This window comes from Mucilaginibacter sp. PAMB04274, from assembly GCF_039634385.2.
GTDB lineage: Bacteria > Bacteroidota > Bacteroidia > Sphingobacteriales > Sphingobacteriaceae > Mucilaginibacter.
In genome coordinates this window covers 3592740-3611689 of record NZ_CP155081.2, presented here as the reverse complement: position 1 = coordinate 3611689, position 18950 = coordinate 3592740, and the positions used below count along the sequence as shown (strand labels likewise).

Below are 18950 nucleotides of genomic sequence, written 5' to 3'. Positions count from 1 at the left end.
TCTCCCCGGTAAGCAATTCCCCAAGCGCGTAAATTATAAACCTGTATTTCGCTAAAGGTAAATTTAGTTGTGAAGCAAATAGCTGTATCTCAATTGTAATTAATCTCGTAGAAAGCGTTTTAAACTATGTGGCAAAAATTTTGTCATGATTACCATGCAGATTTTTTAAATTTGCGGCCCCTAATTTATTTAAAAACTAAAGATTAAACTCAAGTAAGCGCTTTGAGTATATGGCGCTTTTTTTATGAACTTACGTCCTTCTGAATTTTTAGCCGATAGCCAGGTAAAAAAAGGCTTAAACATGGTAATGGCCGATGGTATGACCTCTGAGGCCATGGTAGTATTTACCAGTGGTACCTTTTTAACGGCTATGGCTGTTAATATGGGTGCTACCAACTTTCAACTGGGCTTGTTTGCGGCCCTTCCAACTTTTACAACCGTATTTCAGCTGTTCTCTATTTGGATGGTGCGGCGCTTCAATAACCGGCGTGTTATTACGGCGTTGTTTAACTCTTTAGCACGGTTGCCCATACTGGCTATTGGTATTATTCCTTTTGTGTTTAGTAGGGGTACCAGTATACAAGTATTGTTGCTGATGCTGTTTTTTCAGCACGTATTTGGCGATATAGCTGGCGCCAGTTGGAATTCTTGGATCAAGGACCTGGTTCCGGGCCAGCAGTTGGGCGCTTTTTTTTCGCGCCGCAGCCGTATGGCACAAGTGCTTAACGTTACGCTGAGCCTTACCACAGCTATAGGCATAGATTATATTAAGGTGCATTATCCGCAACAGGAAATACTGACTTATCATATCCTTTTTCTGTTAGGTGGCGCGTTGGGTTTGGCCAGTGTGGCATTCCTGTTGCGAACGCCCGAGCCACAGGCACAAGTGATGGATGACCGCCTGCTGAAACTTTTTGGCAAGCCGCTTAAGAACAAGAACTTCAAAAACCTGCTCATTTTTAATTCGTTCTGGGCATTTGCGTTAAACCTGGCTACGCCGTTCTTTTCGGTATTTATGCTCAAAACTATAGGTTTGCCTTTGTCGTACATCATTGGGCTGGGTATATTAGGGCAAATAAGCGGCATACTTTCTTTAAAGATATGGGGCAATTATTCGGATTGGTTCAGCAATAAAACCATCATCAGCATTTGTGCGCCTTTATACATCACCTGCATACTGGCATTTGCTTTTGTAGGTATGCCCGAGTCAAAACTGGTATCTGTTTTAATGCTGGTTGCCATTCATGTTTTTAGCGGTGTGGCCACAGCCGGTATTAATTTGGCGTTAAGCAACATTGGTTTTAAGCTAGCGCCCAAGCACGAGTCTATTGTTTACATCTCCACCAAGAACATGTTTGTGGCTTTCTTCTCTACCATAGCGCCCATGCTGGGCGGTTTAATGGCCGATTTTTTTGCTACGCATCCTTTCACCTGGAACATGCAGTTTAGTACGGCGGCACAAACACAAAATATAACCGTGTTAAATTTGCAAGGCTGGAACTACTTTTTTATCATCGGGGGCCTGCTGGCCTTGAGCTCATTGCGCTTTTTAAGCAAAATTAAAGAAGAGGGAGAGGTTGATAAAGATGTTGTGGTAACACACATGCAGGTACGTTTCCGTAGCAGAGTGCGTTACAACCTGGGCCGCGAAGTAACCAATAGTATCTATCATCCATCTGCTACCATGAAACGTAAAGTGGTAAAGATGATGAAATACCGTAAGCAGCGCCGCGAGTTTTTACGCAATACGGCATAAGGCTTTTAAATACTTAATAAAAAGGCGATCTGAATAAACACCAGGTCGCCTTCTTATTTAAACTTAAAATGTAATTATCCGCGAATTTGGATAATGCGTTCTACCGTTTTATAGTTTAAACGGGTTTGTGCGCTGGGCTGTGCGCCGCCCACGCTTACCGATAATTTGCCCGGCTGCTGTACGGCATGGCCTATATCATCTATCACGGCCAGTTCTTTTGGCGTAAGGGTAAAGGTGACTGCCTTGCTCTCGCCGGCCTTCAAGTAAATGCGTTTAAAGCCTTTTAAAGCCCGTACCGGCGTTTTGTAAGATAAGCCTCGGTGCGAAATGTAGAGTTGTACCACCTCCTCGCCACCCATTTTTCCGGTATTGGTCACCTTAACACTTACCGGTATGTTTTTATTGGTGCGGTTAAGTACAGGCACAGTTAGGTTACCATACTTAAATGTGGTGTAGCTTAAGCCATAGCCAAACCCATACAAAGGCTGACCGCCAAAATATCTGTACGTGCGGTTATCCATAGCGTAGCTGTTGAATGATGGCAGGTCTTTATCGCTTTTATAAAAAGTAACCGGTAAACGGCCTGCGGGATTGTAATCGCCAAACAGTACATCGGCAATAGCCGCGCCGGCCGATTGACCACCATACCAGGCATTCATTATAGCCGGTATATGTTCGGCTTCCCATGGAATGGCAATGGCGCTGCCGGTCATCATAACAAATACAACCGGTTTGCCGGTGGTTTGCAGTGCTTTCAGTAAATCGGTTTGTACCTTGGGCAAATCGATGCTGGTACGGTCGCCACCGTTGAAACCAGGTTGATTAACCCGCATTTCTTCCCCTTCTAATTGTGGAGATATGCCGCCTACATAAACAATAGCGTCGGCATCCTTAACGCTTTGTACAATAGCGTTAAGGTCGGATTTAACAGCCACGCCCGATTTGAAATTAAATGTAGCACGGCCCTCAGTTTGGCGGTATTCCATCACAATATGATAATTTTTGCCTTTACTGGCCTTTAACGCATAAGTTTTGGGGCCAAAACCGTCAGGTTCGCCGCTTAGGGTACGTTCTTCGCCATCAATAATTAGCTTGTAAGGCTTGTTGCCTGTTAGTTCAAAGGTAATCTCATCGTTACTACTGGCGGTAAAATCGGTGGTCCAGCGTGCCGAAAAGTTTTTTTGACTAACCGAGCCAACCACAAAAGTGCCGTCTCGCCAGATATAATTCAAGGCAGTTTCTTGGCGGGTTACCACCGGAGCACCGCTTAAAGTATTGTTTTGCCAATACTCGGCTTTAAACCCCTTTTGCCCGTCAATATTACCTAATGTGCCTAAATCAACATTGCGGGTATAACTTAAACTGGTATAGCTAATAGCCTGATCATAATAAACATCGGCACTGCTGCCTAACTTAGCTTTAATAGCCTGGTAAGGTGTACTGATTGCCGATGGCATACCATTGTAATTGCCCAGCACGCTAATAGGGTTATCCGCATTGGGGCCAATTACCGCAACCTTTTTTAGCCTTTTGCTCAGCGGCAAGGTATTATTTTGATTTTTTAGCAGTACGATACTTTGGCGGGCCATTTTTAAAGCATGGGCTTTGTGCTCGGGCGTTTCCAGCATTTCTGCGCCTATTTTTCCGTACTTATCTTGGCCCGGAGGGTCGAACATACCTAAGCGAAAACGAATGGTGAATAACCTTTTTAAAGAAACATCAATTTGCTGCTCGGTTATCTTGCCATGTTCAACTGCTTTAACCAGCGATAGGTAAGTAACGTTACCGCATTCCACGTCGGTGCCATGTAACACAGCATCAGCCGCCGCAGCCTCGGCGTCGGCGTGTGTTTTATGCTTTTGGTAAAAATCGTCAATTGCGCCACAATCTGAAGTTAGGTAACCGTTAAAGTTCCATTGCTTGCGCAAAATATCATTTAATAGAAGTCCACTGCCACAGCAAGGCTCGCCCCTAAAGGCATTATAGGCGCACATTACGCCGGCCACTTTACTTTCTACAATAAGGTCATGAAAGGCAGGCAGGTAAGTGTCCCATAGATCATAATTGCTTACATCGGTATTAAACTCGTGCCTTACGGGCTCGGGCCCGCTGTGTACGGCGTAGTGCTTAGCGCAGGCGGCTGCTTTCAGGTATACCGGGTCATTGCCCTGTAAGCCGGTTACAAATGACTTGCCTAGGCTGGCGGTAAGGTATGGGTCTTCGCCATAAGTTTCCTGTCCGCGGCCCCAGCGTGGATCTCTGAAAATGTTGATATTGGGTGTCCAGTAGGTGAGGCCCAGGTATATGCCCCAGCGGTTAGCTTTTACGCTTTCGTTATATACGGCTCGGCCTTCGTCTGCCGTGTACTCGGCCATCTGGTGCATGGCGTTTACATCAAAAGTTGCCGCCATGCCTATGGCTTGCGGGTAAACAGTAACTTTAAAAGGCGTACGTGCTATACCATGCAAGCTCTCGTTCCACCAGTTATAAGCGGGTATGCCCAGGCGTTCAACCGCAGGTGCGGCATTCAGCATCTGGCCAACCTTTTCAGCCAGGGTAAGCCGCCCAACCAGGTCGTTAACCCGCTCATCAATAGTTAAAGCCGGATCCTGAAACGGAAATTGAAATGTTGTTGATACAGGTTTGTAGGAGGATACACCCGTAATAAGAACAGTACACAAAAGCAGGTACAGAAGTTTTCTCATAAATGGTTAGTTAATGGATTGCTATACTTAACTGAAGGTTGGTATGCGCTGATGGTAAAAGTATGCAATCGATTGTTATTTGCGTATAATCATTACAAATTATTTTTCTTTTTCTTTGTAATTAAGCGGAATGCTATTTTGCATTTAAGAACTAACCAATAAAGCCTTACAGCAGCAGGCCTTTGTATACATTTTAGGTAATATGATAGAACGAGCCGGGTTTGATGTGCTTTTTTACGCCAATCCGCAACCCATGTGGATTTTTGATGTGAACACGCTACGCATACTGGAAGTTAATGCAGCAGCTACTGCCCGCTATGGCTATACTCATGAAGAATTCTTGACGAAAACACTACGTGATCTAAGGCCGGTAGAAGATATACCTCTTTTGGAGGAGTTACTACCAGCCATTAAAGAAAAAGAGACGCATTACCGCGAATTCAGGCATGTTGCTAAAAATGGTACACTGTTAAATGTTGAGGTGATTTCTTATCCTATTACTTATGAAGGTGTAAAAGCCAGGATTGTATATGGCCGTAGTATAGACGCGCGTAAAGAACTGGTTGGCAAGCTCGAACTTACCCAACGCCGCCTACTGCAAATTCTCGAAACCACGATTATCGGTTTTATGCAGATTGATTTTGGCTGGCGCATTGCGTATTGGAACAAAGCCGCTGAGGAGTTGATAGGCTACAACCGCCAAATTGTGTTGAATAAGAGTATTTGGGAGGTATTGCCCGAAATATTACACTCCGACTTTTATCACAGTTTTGAAAGCGCCATGACGGACCGGATAAGCGTTGATTTTACGGACTACTTTTGGCCAACTCAAAAATGGTTCAACTGCACTGCCTACCCGGCCGAAACCGGTATCATTGTTCATTTCAGAGATATAACGCATAAGCGGCTCAGCCAGGAAAGCTTGCTCGAAAAAATAGACCAGTTAAAAGAAATTTCTTATTTAAACTCTCACGCCCTGCGCAAGCCAGTTGCCAGTTTACTGGGCTTAACAGAGCTTGTTAAAGAAGACTTGATTAAGCCAGGTGAATTTAAGGACATAGCAGCACTCATAAACGATTGCAGCATTGAGTTGGATAACGTGGTAAATGATGTAAATAACTGGATAAATGACGAAGATTATTTGCAGCCGTTTGATACCGTAATTGAGGCTTTTGATTTCAGGACCTTTTTACAATATGTTGTTGATAAACTGCAACCCATTTACAGGCGACATGAGCTCATTATTATAAGCGATATACAGCTAAGTTTTTACGGCAATAAGCAAATTATAGAGCAAGCCTTGCGTTACCTGATTGATAATGCGGTAAAGTTTTCGCCCGTGGCTAACCGGGTAATTGTAAAGGCTGAGTTGGTGATGCAAAACATCGTACTATCGGTAGAAGATTTTGGCGTTGGTATGGACGTGGATCAACTGCATAAATTATTTCATCGCATCAATCAAAAAAAGCATGTAAACCTAAGCTCGGGCCTGCCTAAGATTAATGAGGTTTGCCGCCGCCATAACGGTAATATGTGGATTGAAAGTGTACCGGGAGATGGCTCCACCTTTTATATGCGGTTCCCGTTATCCAATGTTGGTGCTTACAAGTCCACAGGTGTAATAAACTTTGGTGTTTATAGGCAGTCGTATACCGACATCAGTTACAACGAAGAACATCATTACTTGTATGTAGATTGGATAGGTTTTCACAATCTTCATTCCGTAAAAGATGGTTGCTTAAAAATGCTTGCGTATATTAGGAAATATGACTGCGGCCGCATTATTAATGACAATTCGCAGGTAATAGGCGGCTGGATGGATGCCTGCGATTGGATCATCGAAAACTTTTTTCCACCGGCCGAGCAGGCAGGACTTAAACATTTGGCTTGGGTGCTGTCTCCCAGCTTGTTTAGTAAACTGTCAGCCCAATACACTGTTGAACATAAGGAAACCAGTGTTGTGATACAAAGATTTGAGGATAACCAGGCTGCCCACGACTGGCTGGCAAGCATCAGGTAAAACTTGCTTATTTAAACTAATTCTAAATAGTTCTTGCGGGAAAGGATTTCTTGTCTATTTTTGCAGCCATATAGAATTAGTCTAAATAAGCATGCAAAAACTTTACACCCTCACAATTGCATTTTTACTCACTTTAATTTGCGCAGGCAGCCTTTTTGCCCAAACCCGAACCGGCAAAATAACCGGCAAAGTTACCACCAGCGATGGCAACGCTGCCACTTACGTAAGCGTAGGACTTAAGGGTATAAGCAAAGGCGCCATAAGCGACGAAAACGGCAACTACACCCTCAACCACGTTAAGCCAGGCACTTATACTTTAAAAGTAACTTTTGTAGGCTTGACCACTCAAGAGAAGAGCGTAACCGTAACCGCCGGACAAACAACCCAGGCAAACTTCGAGCTTTCTGAAAATTCTTCTCAGTTAACTGAAGTAGTTGTAGCGGGGGCTAACGGCCAAAACCGGGCTGTAACCGTTGGCAAATCAGGCCTGCGGTCTTTGGATATACCCCAAAGCGTTCAGATTATCGATAGTGCTATTATTACTGACCAGCAAATCAACCGCCTTACTGATGTAATAAGAAACGTAAACGGTATTGCCTTAGGCGAAAATCGTGGCTCTACAAACGAAACTTTTAACGCCCGAGGATATAGCTTAGGGGCTAACAATGTGTTTAAGAACGGTGCCCGTACTTCACTGGGCGGCTCACTTGAAGCCAGTACGTTAGAATCGGTAGAGGTTTTAAAAGGTAGTGCGGCTCTGCTATACGGTAGCGTTACCGGTGGCGCAGTAGTTAACCTGGTAACCAAAAAGCCCAAATTTAACTGGGGAGGCGAAGCTAGCATGCGCTCGGGCAGCTATGGTTTTTACAAGCCTATCTTAGATGTATACGGCCCTATTAATAAAAGCATTGCTTTTCGTTTCATCACCACTAAGGAAAATGCCAACAGCTTTCGCGACGGTGTAAGTACCGACCGTTTTTACATAAATCCATCCCTATTATTCAATGTAGGTAAAAAGACGGAACTGCTTTTACAAGGCGATTACCTGAAAAGCAATTACACCCCTGATTTTGGTATTGGTACGGTTGCCGGTCAAATCCCCAATATCGGCCGAAGTGCTTTCATTAACACAACCTGGGCATACAATCATACCAAAACCGGTACAACTCAAGCTAATTTAACCCACCGTTTCAACGATGTGTGGAAGATTAATGTTATTGGTGCCTACCAGTCTTACTTCCGCAATTACTTTGGCGCCGAGCGGCCGCAGGCTGCAACAGCAAATGGCGTGTCGCCGCGTGCGTTAACTCGTTCTCAGTCGCAAGAATATACTTATAACCAACAAATTAACTTAACCGGTAGTGCAAAAACCGGATCTATCAAGCATAACTTGTTATTTGGTGCGGATGCCGATCAATCCCGAACCACATCGTATGGTTTTAAATATGGCGACGCAGCTAATTCGCCTACAGCGTTTAGTTATGCCAACTTCAATATCCTAAATCCGGCCACTTATCAAACCACGCTTGACAAACCTTATACCCGCATTTACCAAAATACAGTTACACCGGTGTATAGAATGGGGGCCTTTGTGCAAGACTTAATTGGATTGACTGATAAATTTAAGTTATTGGCTGGTATTAGGTATACCTGGCAAAAACAGCCAAGGGCTAATACATATAATGAGGACACGCAGGCTACCACACTGGCTAATAACGGCATTGGCAAAGCAAAAGTTGATAAAGCATTTTCGCCTAAAGTCGGCTTAATTTACCAGCCATTAACCACTACATCTGTTTATGCAAGTTACGCAAACAACTTTACATCCAACTCTGGCGTAGATGTTTCTGGAGCACCGCTTGGCCCATCCATTCTCGATCAATATGAGGTTGGTGTTAAAAACGACCTGTTAAACGGCCGGCTTTCGGTAAACGTTACTGCATACCGCATCATCAACAACCGCTTTGCTCAAACAGCGCAGTTCCAGGCAGATGGTATCACACCAAATTCAGATACCAACGTTAAGGAATTTAGCGGCAAAACATCCAGTGATGGCGTGGAGCTCGATATCACAGGTAAATTATCAAGCAATGTTTATTTCCTGGCAGGTTATGCCTATAATTTTATTCGTTACACCTCAACACTGCCAAACGGCATTACCGAAGGCGAACGTATTGTAGGCAGCGTACCACATACCGCTAACGGAACAGTATTTTACACCTTTAAAAACGGCAATATTAAAGGGTTAAAGTTAGGGCTTTCGGGCTACTATACCGGCGCACGTAACAGCGGCTTTAACACGCTTAAAACAGGTGCTTCACGCGGGGTGCCTGTGCATTTAAACGGTTATACCACGTTTGATGTCTCGGCCGGGTATACTATTAAGAAGGTGTCATTACTGGCTAAAGTATCTAACCTGACTAACGAGCTGAATTACCTGGTACACGAAAATTACAGTGTGAATCCTATACCGCCACGCATGCTTTCAGCTACGGCGTCCTATCGCTTCTAAACCAAACCTTATATTTTCACAGAACCGGGTGTCTTAACATCCGGTTTTTTGCATTTTATAAGCCGCGCATTATTTATAGCTTTGTTTACAACCAAACTTAATTATGTCATCTATCTTAAAAAAACTGGTGTTGCTATTGGTTATGTTTTGTAGCAGTAGCTTATGGGCTAAGCCTAAAGTATTAATCTTTTGTAAAACGGCAGGCTTTCATCACAAATCTATTGGGCCGGGTATAACGGCGCTGCAGTTGCTGGGTAAGCAAAATAAATTTAATGTAGATACCACCACAGATGCTACCAGGTTTAGCTACAACAACCTTAAAAAATACGATGCAGTTATATTTTTGAATACTACAGGCGATGTGTTGAACGATGCGCAGCAATTGGAGTTTCAAAAGTACATACGCTCGGGCAAGGGATTTGTTGGTATACATGCCGCTACCGATACCGAATACGAATGGCCCTGGTATGGGCAGCTTTCGGGCGCTTATTTTAGCAGTCATCCTAAGGTGCAACAGGCCGTTTTACAAGTAGTAGAGCCGGCTAACGACTTTACCAAACATTTGCCCGCCAAGTGGACTAAAACAGATGAGTGGTACAATTTCAAGTGGATTTCAGACAAACTGCATGTGGTGCTAACGCTGGATGAAAGTAGCTACACCGGCGGTAAAAATGGCGTTGGTCATCCTATGAGTTGGTATCAGGAATTTGAAGGCGGCAGGGTATTTACCACAGCCCTGGGGCATACTGACGAATCTTATACCGATCCCCTTTTTTTACAGCATGTGCTGGCGGGAATTAAATATGCGATAGGTAAAAAGTGAATTGCAAAGCCTTCCACAAAGTACCGGGTCCTTAAATAAGGGCATAGTTAAATACATGATTTCGGGCGTATGTGAGAAACTTTTGAAAGTGACAAGCCAGGCAGTTACAAAGATTTTTATTGTTGCATCAAATGATAGCAGGTTAAATCTTGTCAATAAGGAGGGCTTACTCACTAGTTAATGTAACAAAGCTTCTGGCTGGTAGCTTAACCTGCAGCTGGCCATTGCTCACCTTTTTACTGCCTACTGCCTTAAGGGCATCTTTCTCATTGGTTACGTAAATCTGCACTTTGTTTAATTTGGCAGGTAAGCCAGTTACGGTGGCCATGCGTTCGGCACCGTTATTCACCACATGAATAGTGTAAACGCCTTTGCTGTTGTCGCCCAAAGCGGCGCAAGAAACATTAGCATAGCTGCTTTTTATAGGCAGAGCAAAAAGGTCCTTAGGTGTATTAGCCAGCTGTCTTAGGTTCCAGAAACGTTGGGTTTCGCGTAAGTGGCCATTATCGCCAAAAATGCCGCCGCCTGCAAGGGGAGCGTAGTCGGCGGTTAACTGCCATTGTAAAATAGACGCTGGCTGGCAAATGGCTAATAAGCGCGTGTAAAGGTTAATCTCTTCAAGGGCGTAAGCAGGTTCCAGAAAAATGCCCGGATATTGCCAGGCGGCCGCATCAATACTGCCTTCACCAACTAAAAGCGGCACATTTAGCCGGGTAGCTGCATCCGCCCATTTTTGCAGTGTTGCGGTTTCCCAACCACGCCAGGAGTGAAATGATATAGCGCCGATGTAGGGGCGGGCAGCCTCATCGGCCATAGCGGTGTTAATGAACGACCAGCTGTTAGCATCGGAGTTATCGCCTAACAAAAGCTTGGTTTTTAAACCTTTGGCAGCCATATACGAGCCAAAGCCTTTAATAAAGTCGGCATGCTCCTGTGCAGTCATGCGGATATTGATACCCAGATCAGATTCATTAAAAGAGAAGTAAGCTGCTTCAACACCGTAATTATCTTTCAGGTAACTAATGTAACGCGCTAGTGAGCGGTAAATGTCGGTCATCAAACCCTTGTTCAGCGGATTACCCCATACATTGTTTACCGGGTTCAAGTTTGGTTTGCCTACAATGGCCCAGTCTGGCGCCGACCATGCCGAAAGGATGACCGGGATGCCTTTTTTGTACAAGCGTTGCGCCATCTCCATTGCCTGTGTAACCTGGCTGGGCAGCTGATTTGCGCGGGCGGGGTCTGCCGGGTTTATATCTTTTTCGGGTTGCCAATAGCGCCAGGGCATTTCTACCCGGCTCCAGGCCAGCCGCAAATGGTCGAGGCTATAGGTAATCACTTGCGGATCGGTTGTTGGGTTTTGCAATCTGAAATTGCCGCCAAGACCCTCAAATTTACGACCCTGCACCGCAGCATTTAAGGCAAGTGTAACCGGTGTTTTATCAATAGGGCCTTTGGCTTCCAACTGGTAAGATTTTTGGACCACCTCACCCTTTTTTAACTGATTTGCACGTAGGGTAAAGTACACCAGGATGTCGCTGCTCTGCTCATCCATGCGTATAAAAACGGAATCGGCTTCTGATGCTTTAACGTTTAATTCTATACTCGCCGACTTGTAGAAGAAGCCGTTGGATTTAACACCGGATAAGCCTTTAATAGCTGCACTGCTGAGTGCTGCAATATTAACCGGCTTATCGGCATCGTTCAATTTTAAAGTACTTTGATTAATGGAGGCAACAGGCAGTCTGACTATAAAAAATGCACCGATAAGGCTGGTATCGGCATGTGCGGTAAGTTGTACGCCAACTTGTGCTTTTGTACTTCCTAAATCTGTTACTGTTTCCTCAAAATACAGGCTATCTAAATTGGTAGTTACCATTTGCTGATTACTGCTACGCTTGTAAATGGGGCGTTGCCTTTCGCGGGCAGTGGTAAGAATTTGTGCACCATCGCTTTTAATAAATTGTAAGCTGGTTTCAAAGCTCAGTAAATGGCCTTGCTTACGTATGCCGGTAAGATTACCCCAGGGCGTAACCTCAACCTGGCTGTAAGCTTGTTCGTGAAACATCATAGCGGCAATCATTAAAAGGAAAAAGTATCTCATACCGGCACCAAAAATAAAAACTTTCGTCTTCATTATACGTGCGGTATTACTTATAGTTTATTGCCGCTGTATGCGCCCAGTTAATGCGATATTTTGGCCCGAACTGGTAAACCCAGTCGTAAATCTAAAAGTGAAATATCCTTTCATTAATTAGATCTTCCGCTAATCTTTGGCAATGGCAGTTTTATTGGTGCTCTAAAATATGATGATACCCCGCATAACAGGGTCGTTATTGATGGTGCCGAAGATGGATATTTTTCCGTCTCGTTCTATTTAGAACAAATTCACAAGGTAATTCATCTGCTTTTTTTCCTTCCGCTTTACCGGGGTTCACTTTTGAGGTGGCTCTTAGCATCACTGGCGAGTATGTCTTCGGGCCGATACAGCTTGCGTTACACTGTCCTATGTAACTTTTGTGCCGACGACGAGACTGCAATTAAGATTTATGCAACAGCAAGTAAGGAAATCTATTTATTATCATAATAAGTTTTGGCAAACTACGATGATGAAGTTACTGCTTAAGTGATAATATCTGTGCACCCACATTGTTGTAAAAATTGTTGTTGTACATAACAGTGCTTACCGGGTATCGTGGGCACGGGTCTTCAACTTTTGCCAAGGTGTAAATGAGCGGTACGGCAGCATTATTGCCTACCTGAATATACATGGTGTCTTTAAGACCTGCTATATTTGCCTGTACGCTAAAATAGTTTCCAGACGTTCCGTCGCTCTTTACTTGTACGGGCCTTTCTAGCTTTTTGTAAGTTACTTTAAGCTGACCGATAGCATAGGCGGGTTGGTTTGCAAAGAAAAGGTCGGCATTGGTGCTCTTATCAACTATCCTGAAATTAAGATACTCAGGCATCAGTCGATCTGTGCATGCTGTCACAAGCTTATCCCCGTCATCCCGCTTACAAGAGCTTATGCTTATTAACAAAAGTAAACATGCTACAATAACGTTTCCCAAAGCTTTCATACTATATCCGTATTAGTTAATAACCCATACGGTATATTAACATTTTGCGATACACCTGTTTAAGAATATTAACGAAAAATAGTAGCTTGGCTATACCTGTTCTGCCTCGAGTTTTTCTTGCCTGCTGTTTTCGCGCCAGCCGCTATAAAGCAGGTTTTTATCCAGTACCGGTTTTGGGAAAAATAGACTGGCAACATAACCCACTACAATTACTACCAGGTGACTATATACGCCCAGCATCAATTTATGGTGGGTGAAATTGTATTTGCCTAAATCGAGCAGTAAGGTTTTACTGTCTCCTGTGCCAACAGGGGTAGAGGTTAAAAATGCATAAGCCGTAAAAATAACGCATACTATAATGGCAATATTAATGCCCTGGCGGTTAGCGCGGGCGCTGAAAAGGCCCAGTAAAAATATGCCTACAATACCGCCCGAGAAGATAGCATACAGCGTAAATACCACACCGAGTACACCCTCGTTACCAATGCTGGTATAGAGCATGCCAATACCCATAGACAGCAAGCCCGATACCACTACCATGATGCGGCCGCCTTTCAGGTATTGTTTGTCTGGGCGGTTGGGGCTTATTTTTTTATAGTAATCCTCGACACCTACGGCCGCTAACGAATTTAAATCGGCACTGAGGCTACATATAGCTGCCGAGATCATGGCTGATAAAATGAAGCCGACTACGCCGGTAGGCAGCTGTGTGATGATAAAGTAAGGAAAAACGCCGTTAGGGTTAACCGAACCTGGCAGGGGGTGCTGCTTGTAGTAAACAAACAAGCAAGTGCCGATGAACATAAATAAGGTCCATACCGGTACGGTGAGTGATATGCCCAGCAGCGAAGCCCGGATGGCTGCTTTATCGGTTTTGGCGGTCAGGTAGCGCTGAACCACGGTTTGGTCTGTGCCGTACTTTTGAATGGCATAGAACATACCGTTTATGGCCATCACAATAAAGGTAAGTTTAGTAAAGTTAAGATCGTATGGACCAAAACCCGTACGTCCGCCAGCCGAAGCCACATTCCAGATCTCTGCCGGACCACCTTTTATAGAAAACAACAATACAACCAAACACACTATACCACTGGCAAACAGCATAAAGCCCTGAAAAACGTCCAGCCATATAACGGCTTCGATGCCGCCCATCAGGTTTACGGCAATGATGATGAGGCCGGTTACAATAATGATGGCAAAGGTGTTGCCGCCCGTCATATTACTTAAAGCCACGGCCAGCAAAAAGAAAACCGTGCCCATGCCCGAAAACTGCCTTAAAACGAACGCAATGGAGCTGTAGTAACGAGCCACGGTACCAAAGCGCTTTTCAAAGTATTCATAAGTGCTTAGGCCAATTACCTTTCTGTAAAGCGGAACAATGAACCAGATAGCGCCCAGCAACACAATAGGTACCATTAAACCCTGCACCAGCAGTATCCAGTTGTTAGAATAGCCTTCGCCGGGGTAGCCTAAGAAAGTAACACTGCTTATTAGCGTAGCCAGCAATGACATGCCAATGGCCCAGGCCGGAACCCTGCCTTTAGCTGCAAAGTAAGATTGCGTACTGTTTTGATTGCGTGCGTACCTTAAACCAAAGTACAGCGTAATCAATAAAACAGCTATAATGATAGTGTAATCAATTACACCTAAAACTGGCTTCATTTTTAATAGTTGGTAATCGGTTTACAATTTAAAATGCCCATGCCTCGCTGCTCCAGCTGTAACTGCCAGGCTTTAAGGTAATGTGCAAATCAGGATAAGCACTGCTGGCCACTGCGTTTCTGATCACACCAGCCGATAATTCCTGAACCGGAAAAATAGAATTAATATCTAACTCTTCCAAAATGGCTGCAGCGGTTGAGCCACCTTCAATAATCAATTCCAGTACAGTGGTGTTCTCAAAAATGCATTTTACAGCCAAAGCCATTTGCTTTCGTAAATGGCGGGCATCATACATAGTGGCCGCTTGTTCATCCTGTGGTATAGCCATAACGGCTTTACCCTGCTCTTTAAGCCGGGTAATTATCTCATCGGTCCAATAATTTGCGGCAGAAGGTTCTGGGTTTGTTGATTGCATAATGCCGGCTGGCATATAACTTACCGGGCCGCCGCTTTTATGCAAATTGTTAACCAGTGCTGCACTTTGCTTAAACGTACTGCCGCTTACATATAATACAGGTTGCTGCAAATGTTTTTCATTAGTGTGTGCTGCTTCGCCTTTTTGCTGCAATGCATCCAAACAGGCTGTAAAAAAGCCGGATGCACCTACAGCAAGCGTATCGGTTTGCAACTGGCGTGCCCATTCATGCAAATCTTCATTCGTATGGGTTTCGCCAACAATAATTCCGGTTTGCGGCAAGGGAGCAGTATGCGGCTGAACCGTTACAGCGTTTTGCGCATTTGCAAAACGGGTTTGTACATGCGATTCGGTCACCGGAAATTCGGGATCATGCCGAAAGCTGGTTTCATGCACCGGTATATCATGGATTAGATAATGCCCATTTATCAGCGTACGCCCCAAAGCAGGGTTTGCCGAAACGATAAGCGCCCTGTTGATATCCATTGCCTCACATTGTGCGTTTATTTCCGGTATTACGTGCCCCCTCATTACCGAGTCGATCTTTTTAAACAGCAATTGCGGATTACAAGCTTTTAACTGCCTGCTCAACTCGCTGGTTATGGCTATAGCATCAGCCTCGCTTTTAGAGCGTGCATCAGTATTCACAACCAGCATATCCTTATCCGTAGCGGCAACAATGCCAGTGGTAATCTCAACGCTCAAGTTGTATTTGAGCCCTATGCCACCAATTTCAGCCGCGCCGGTCAGGTCATCCGCAATAACGGCTATCATCATACCGTAACCATACTTTTATGATGCGCGAGCTGTACGGCCGATTCTATGGCCAGTATCATGGCATCGGCACTGGCAATGCCTTTACCTGCAATTTCGAACGCGGTACCATGATCAACCGATGTACGGATGATGGGCAGGCCCATGGTGATGTTTACACCTTTAACGCTGTCCATTTGTTTCTTTTCCGGGTTCCATTTAAAGCCCGAAAGCTTAAAGGGAATATGGCCCTGATCGTGGTACATAGCCACTACACCACCGTAATAACCGGTTGCTGCTTTAGAGAACATCGTATCGGCCGGCACGGGGCCTTCTACATCATATCCTAACCGGAGCGCTTCCTGTACTGCAGGTAGTATTTCTTCATCATCCTCTGTACCAAACAGGCCCGAATCGCCGGCGTGTGGGTTCAATCCGGCAATACCAATTTTAAGGTTTTGTTCACCTAAGCTAATCAGGCCGTTATGCAACAGCTCCACCACTTCAACTATACGATCTTTTTTTACCAAATCACAAGCCTGGCGAAGCGAAACGTGGGTAGATACGTGAATTACCTTCATGTGGTCTTCTACCAACAGCATGGCATATTTCTTAGTGCCAGTAAAATCGGCGTAGATTTCGGTATGACCGGCGTAATGATGGCCAGCCTCATTCATCGATTTCTTGTTGAGCGGACCGGTTACCGTAGCATCAATATCACCATTCATGGCCAGTTCAATTACTTTGGCAACCGAACGGAAAGCGGCATCACCAGCCATGGCCGATACTACGCCAAACTCCAGTTTATCTAAATCCACATTGCGCAGATCGTACACATCGGGGCGGCCAAATTCAAATTTAGCCTCGGCAATGCTTTCGATAGCGTTGATGGATACACCCAAGCCCAGCTTGTTAATAATGTGGTTAAAGGTGGCAGCATCGCCAACCAGTACGGGGCGGCATATTTCGTATATTTTTTCCTCGGTTAAGGCTTTAATGGCAATCTCTGGACCAATGCTGGCCGGATCGCCCATGGTAATTCCTATAATGGGTTTGTTAGACATGGGTAGGCAGTTTTAATAAAGCTTGTTCTTGACGTAATAAATCATAATAGGCATTCAGCATACTTACTTCATCATGCTTATGCAAAGGGCTAAGCGGCGGCATCATGTGCGCCTGGCAAAGGCCGGCATCCTGCATTAATACCTTTAACGCGCGCAACGACTCACCTAGTGTACGGCCCGATTGATACAGATTACCCAACGTGTCAGAAAGATGTTGGTAGTAATAAGCTTTATCCGTATCGCCGGCGTTTACGGCCTTTGTCATTTCACAATAAATTTCGGGAGCAAGGTTACCTGTGCTGGGTATTAAGCCGTCGCCACCGTTAAACAGCGCATAGGCCGATTTTCCTGCCCAGCCCAAAAAATGACTGAAATCAGCCCTGCCAGACCATAACTGCAAAGACCGGTCAAGCCGTGATTCGCTGCGTTCGGAGTCTTTGGTACCTACAATAAACGGGTGGTAACTTAACTCCTCAATCAACTCCAGCGGGATGGACATGTGCGTGGTTGCCGGGATGTTGTAAACGATGAGCGGCCCCTGTATCTTATCGGCCAGTTGCAGAAAGTAGTCTCCCATCTGCTCCTCAGACAGGTGATAGTACGTAGGAAGCGTAGCCGCAACAGCATCGGCCCCGGCATCAAAGCTGCGTTTGGCCAGGTCAACCGTCTCTTCCAAACAGTTGGAGGAGATGCCGATGTATAATAAAGTGTCCGGCGTTTTTAAACCCGATACTTTTTGGATATAAGCTTCCTTTAAGCTAAACGGGAGTGATGCCGATTCGCCCGTTGTGCCTAAAATAAAAGGCATGGCGTCGTTTTTTGCCAAATTAGCAACAATCTTTTCAACTGCTTCATCATCCAGCTGGTACCGGTCGGTTAACGGTGTGATAACCGGAACAATGGTGCCTTTGTACTTTTTATCTATTTTCATTCAATTTTATGCGCTGGTTAAAAACGGTTAACCCTTCAATCTCACTCTCAAATTTATTATTTTATCCTAAAGCCGCTGTATAAATGGCTACTGCGTCATCATAAGTAACCGGCCTTGGGTTATTGTTCAACAGCCTGGTTATCAACATAGCTTTAGTGGCCATTTGCGGTATGGCATCGGCTGTTATGCCTACCTCAGTAAGGGTGGCCTCAATACCACAGGCGGCTATCAGTTCGCGTATTTTCTTTACGCCGGCTTGTGCAGTTGCTGCATCGTCTGCCTGCCTTTCACATCCCAGTGCTACGGCCACATCGGCGTAGCGTTTAGGCGCGGCTGGCGCATTAAACTCCATTACATAAGGTAAAAGTAATGCATTTGATAAGCCATGCGGTAAGTTAAAAGTGCTGCCCAGCGGATAGGAGAGGGCATGTACAGCAGCAGTGTTTACCGGCCCCAAACAAAATCCGCCCAGCATACTGCCCATAGCCACGTGTGAACGTGCCTCCTCATCAGCGCCATTATTTACGGCGGTAACTAAGTGTTGGGCAATCAATCGCATGCCCTCAAAGGCGTACATATCAATAAAAGGTTGTGCAAACTTGTTGGTGTAAGCTTCCAGGCAATGTGTTAAGGCATCTAAACCGGTTGCTGCAGTTATGGCTGCCGGTACGCTAATGGTAAGCAGTGGGTCAACATAAACAATATCAGGTACCAGGTAAGGGCTTATAATTCCTTTTTTCTGATGCTCGTCATCAACCAGGATGGCATTGGGCGAAACCTCACTGCCGGTACCCGAGGTTGCCGGTACACAGATAAGCCCGGTTGTACGGCCTTTTAATAAACCATTGCCTACAATTTCTTCAAGTGTTTGCGTATTGCTCTTTTGTGCGGCAACCAGTTTGGCCACATCAAGTACACTGCCCCCGCCAATGCCTAATACCACATCAAAATTTTGCTGCGCAATAGATTGCATCAGCGTTCTGAAATCGGCAAAAGATGGCTCCTGGGTTATACTGGTATCGGTATTTACGGTTATACCTTTTTCCTGCAGTTGGTTAATGAGCTGGCTAAGCTTATCCAGCAATGGCGTAATGGTTATAATTAATACTTCCTTGGCATTTAGCTGCAACACCTCATCGGCCAGGCCGTCAAGTGAACCATTGCCAAAAATTAACTTGCCCGGAAAATGAATTTTTAAAAGTTGATGTTGAATCATAAATTATATGCGT

At 44.9% G+C, this 18950-nt stretch carries 12 protein-coding genes; 4 read left to right on the top strand and 8 right to left on the bottom strand.

Annotation, left to right across the window (positions count from 1 at the left end):
* The first annotated feature begins 244 nt into the window (after positions 1 to 244).
* Entirely contained in the window at positions 245 to 1756 is a 1512-nt protein-coding gene (locus ABDD95_RS15130; protein WP_345948179.1) for an MFS transporter, read from the top strand.
* A 74-nt stretch (positions 1757 to 1830) separates the two neighbouring features.
* Here ABDD95_RS15130 and ABDD95_RS15125 read toward each other — a convergent pair whose 3' ends face one another.
* Positions 1831 to 4461, bottom strand: coding sequence for a glycoside hydrolase family 3 C-terminal domain-containing protein (locus ABDD95_RS15125; protein ID WP_345948178.1), 2631 nt, complete (start codon positions 4459 to 4461; stop codon positions 1831 to 1833).
* Between the two features lie 202 nt (positions 4462 to 4663).
* Between ABDD95_RS15125 and ABDD95_RS15120 the strand changes: the two genes are divergently transcribed.
* The 3 genes from ABDD95_RS15120 (at position 4664) to ABDD95_RS15110 (ending at position 9816) form a co-directional block, all read left to right on the top strand.
* The gene (locus ABDD95_RS15120) at positions 4664 to 6481 is read left to right on the top strand and encodes a PAS domain-containing sensor histidine kinase (protein ID WP_345948177.1); all 1818 of its coding nucleotides are present in this window, start codon (positions 4664 to 4666) and stop codon (positions 6479 to 6481) included.
* 91 nt (positions 6482 to 6572) lie between these two features.
* A complete protein-coding gene (locus ABDD95_RS15115) occupies positions 6573 to 8993 on the top strand; it encodes a TonB-dependent receptor (protein ID WP_345948176.1) in 2421 nt (806 codons plus the stop codon).
* Positions 8994 to 9096: 103 nt separating this feature from the next.
* Complete coding sequence (locus ABDD95_RS15110; RefSeq protein WP_345948175.1) at positions 9097 to 9816, top strand: ThuA domain-containing protein; 720 nt, start codon at positions 9097 to 9099, stop codon at positions 9814 to 9816.
* Positions 9817 to 9982: 166 nt separating this feature from the next.
* Here ABDD95_RS15110 and ABDD95_RS15105 read toward each other — a convergent pair whose 3' ends face one another.
* From ABDD95_RS15105 to ABDD95_RS15075, 7 genes are all read right to left on the bottom strand, one after another.
* A complete protein-coding gene (locus ABDD95_RS15105) occupies positions 9983 to 11953 on the bottom strand; it encodes a hypothetical protein (RefSeq protein WP_345948174.1) in 1971 nt (656 codons plus the stop codon).
* Between the two features lie 478 nt (positions 11954 to 12431).
* The gene (locus ABDD95_RS15100) at positions 12432 to 12785 is read right to left on the bottom strand and encodes a hypothetical protein (RefSeq protein WP_345948173.1); all 354 of its coding nucleotides are present in this window, start codon (positions 12783 to 12785) and stop codon (positions 12432 to 12434) included.
* Between the two features lie 201 nt (positions 12786 to 12986).
* The gene (locus tag ABDD95_RS15095) at positions 12987 to 14558 is read right to left on the bottom strand and encodes a sodium:solute symporter (protein WP_345948172.1); all 1572 of its coding nucleotides are present in this window, start codon (positions 14556 to 14558) and stop codon (positions 12987 to 12989) included.
* 28 nt (positions 14559 to 14586) lie between these two features.
* The gene (locus tag ABDD95_RS15090; protein ID WP_345948171.1) at positions 14587 to 15750 is read right to left on the bottom strand and encodes a four-carbon acid sugar kinase family protein; all 1164 of its coding nucleotides are present in this window, start codon (positions 15748 to 15750) and stop codon (positions 14587 to 14589) included.
* Positions 15747 to 16790 carry a 4-hydroxythreonine-4-phosphate dehydrogenase PdxA gene (pdxA, locus tag ABDD95_RS15085; protein WP_345948170.1) on the bottom strand — a complete coding sequence of 348 codons (1044 nt, stop codon included), beginning with the start codon at positions 16788 to 16790 and terminating at the stop codon, positions 15747 to 15749. The genes ABDD95_RS15090 and pdxA overlap by 4 nt, the downstream gene beginning before the upstream one ends.
* Positions 16783 to 17721, bottom strand: coding sequence for a dihydrodipicolinate synthase family protein (locus tag ABDD95_RS15080; protein ID WP_345948169.1), 939 nt, complete (start codon positions 17719 to 17721; stop codon positions 16783 to 16785). Before ABDD95_RS15080 ends, pdxA begins: the two co-directional genes overlap by 8 nt.
* A 61-nt stretch (positions 17722 to 17782) precedes the next feature.
* Positions 17783 to 18937, bottom strand: coding sequence for an iron-containing alcohol dehydrogenase (locus tag ABDD95_RS15075; RefSeq protein ID WP_345948168.1), 1155 nt, complete (start codon positions 18935 to 18937; stop codon positions 17783 to 17785).
* Between the last annotated feature and the right edge of the window lie 13 nt (positions 18938 to 18950).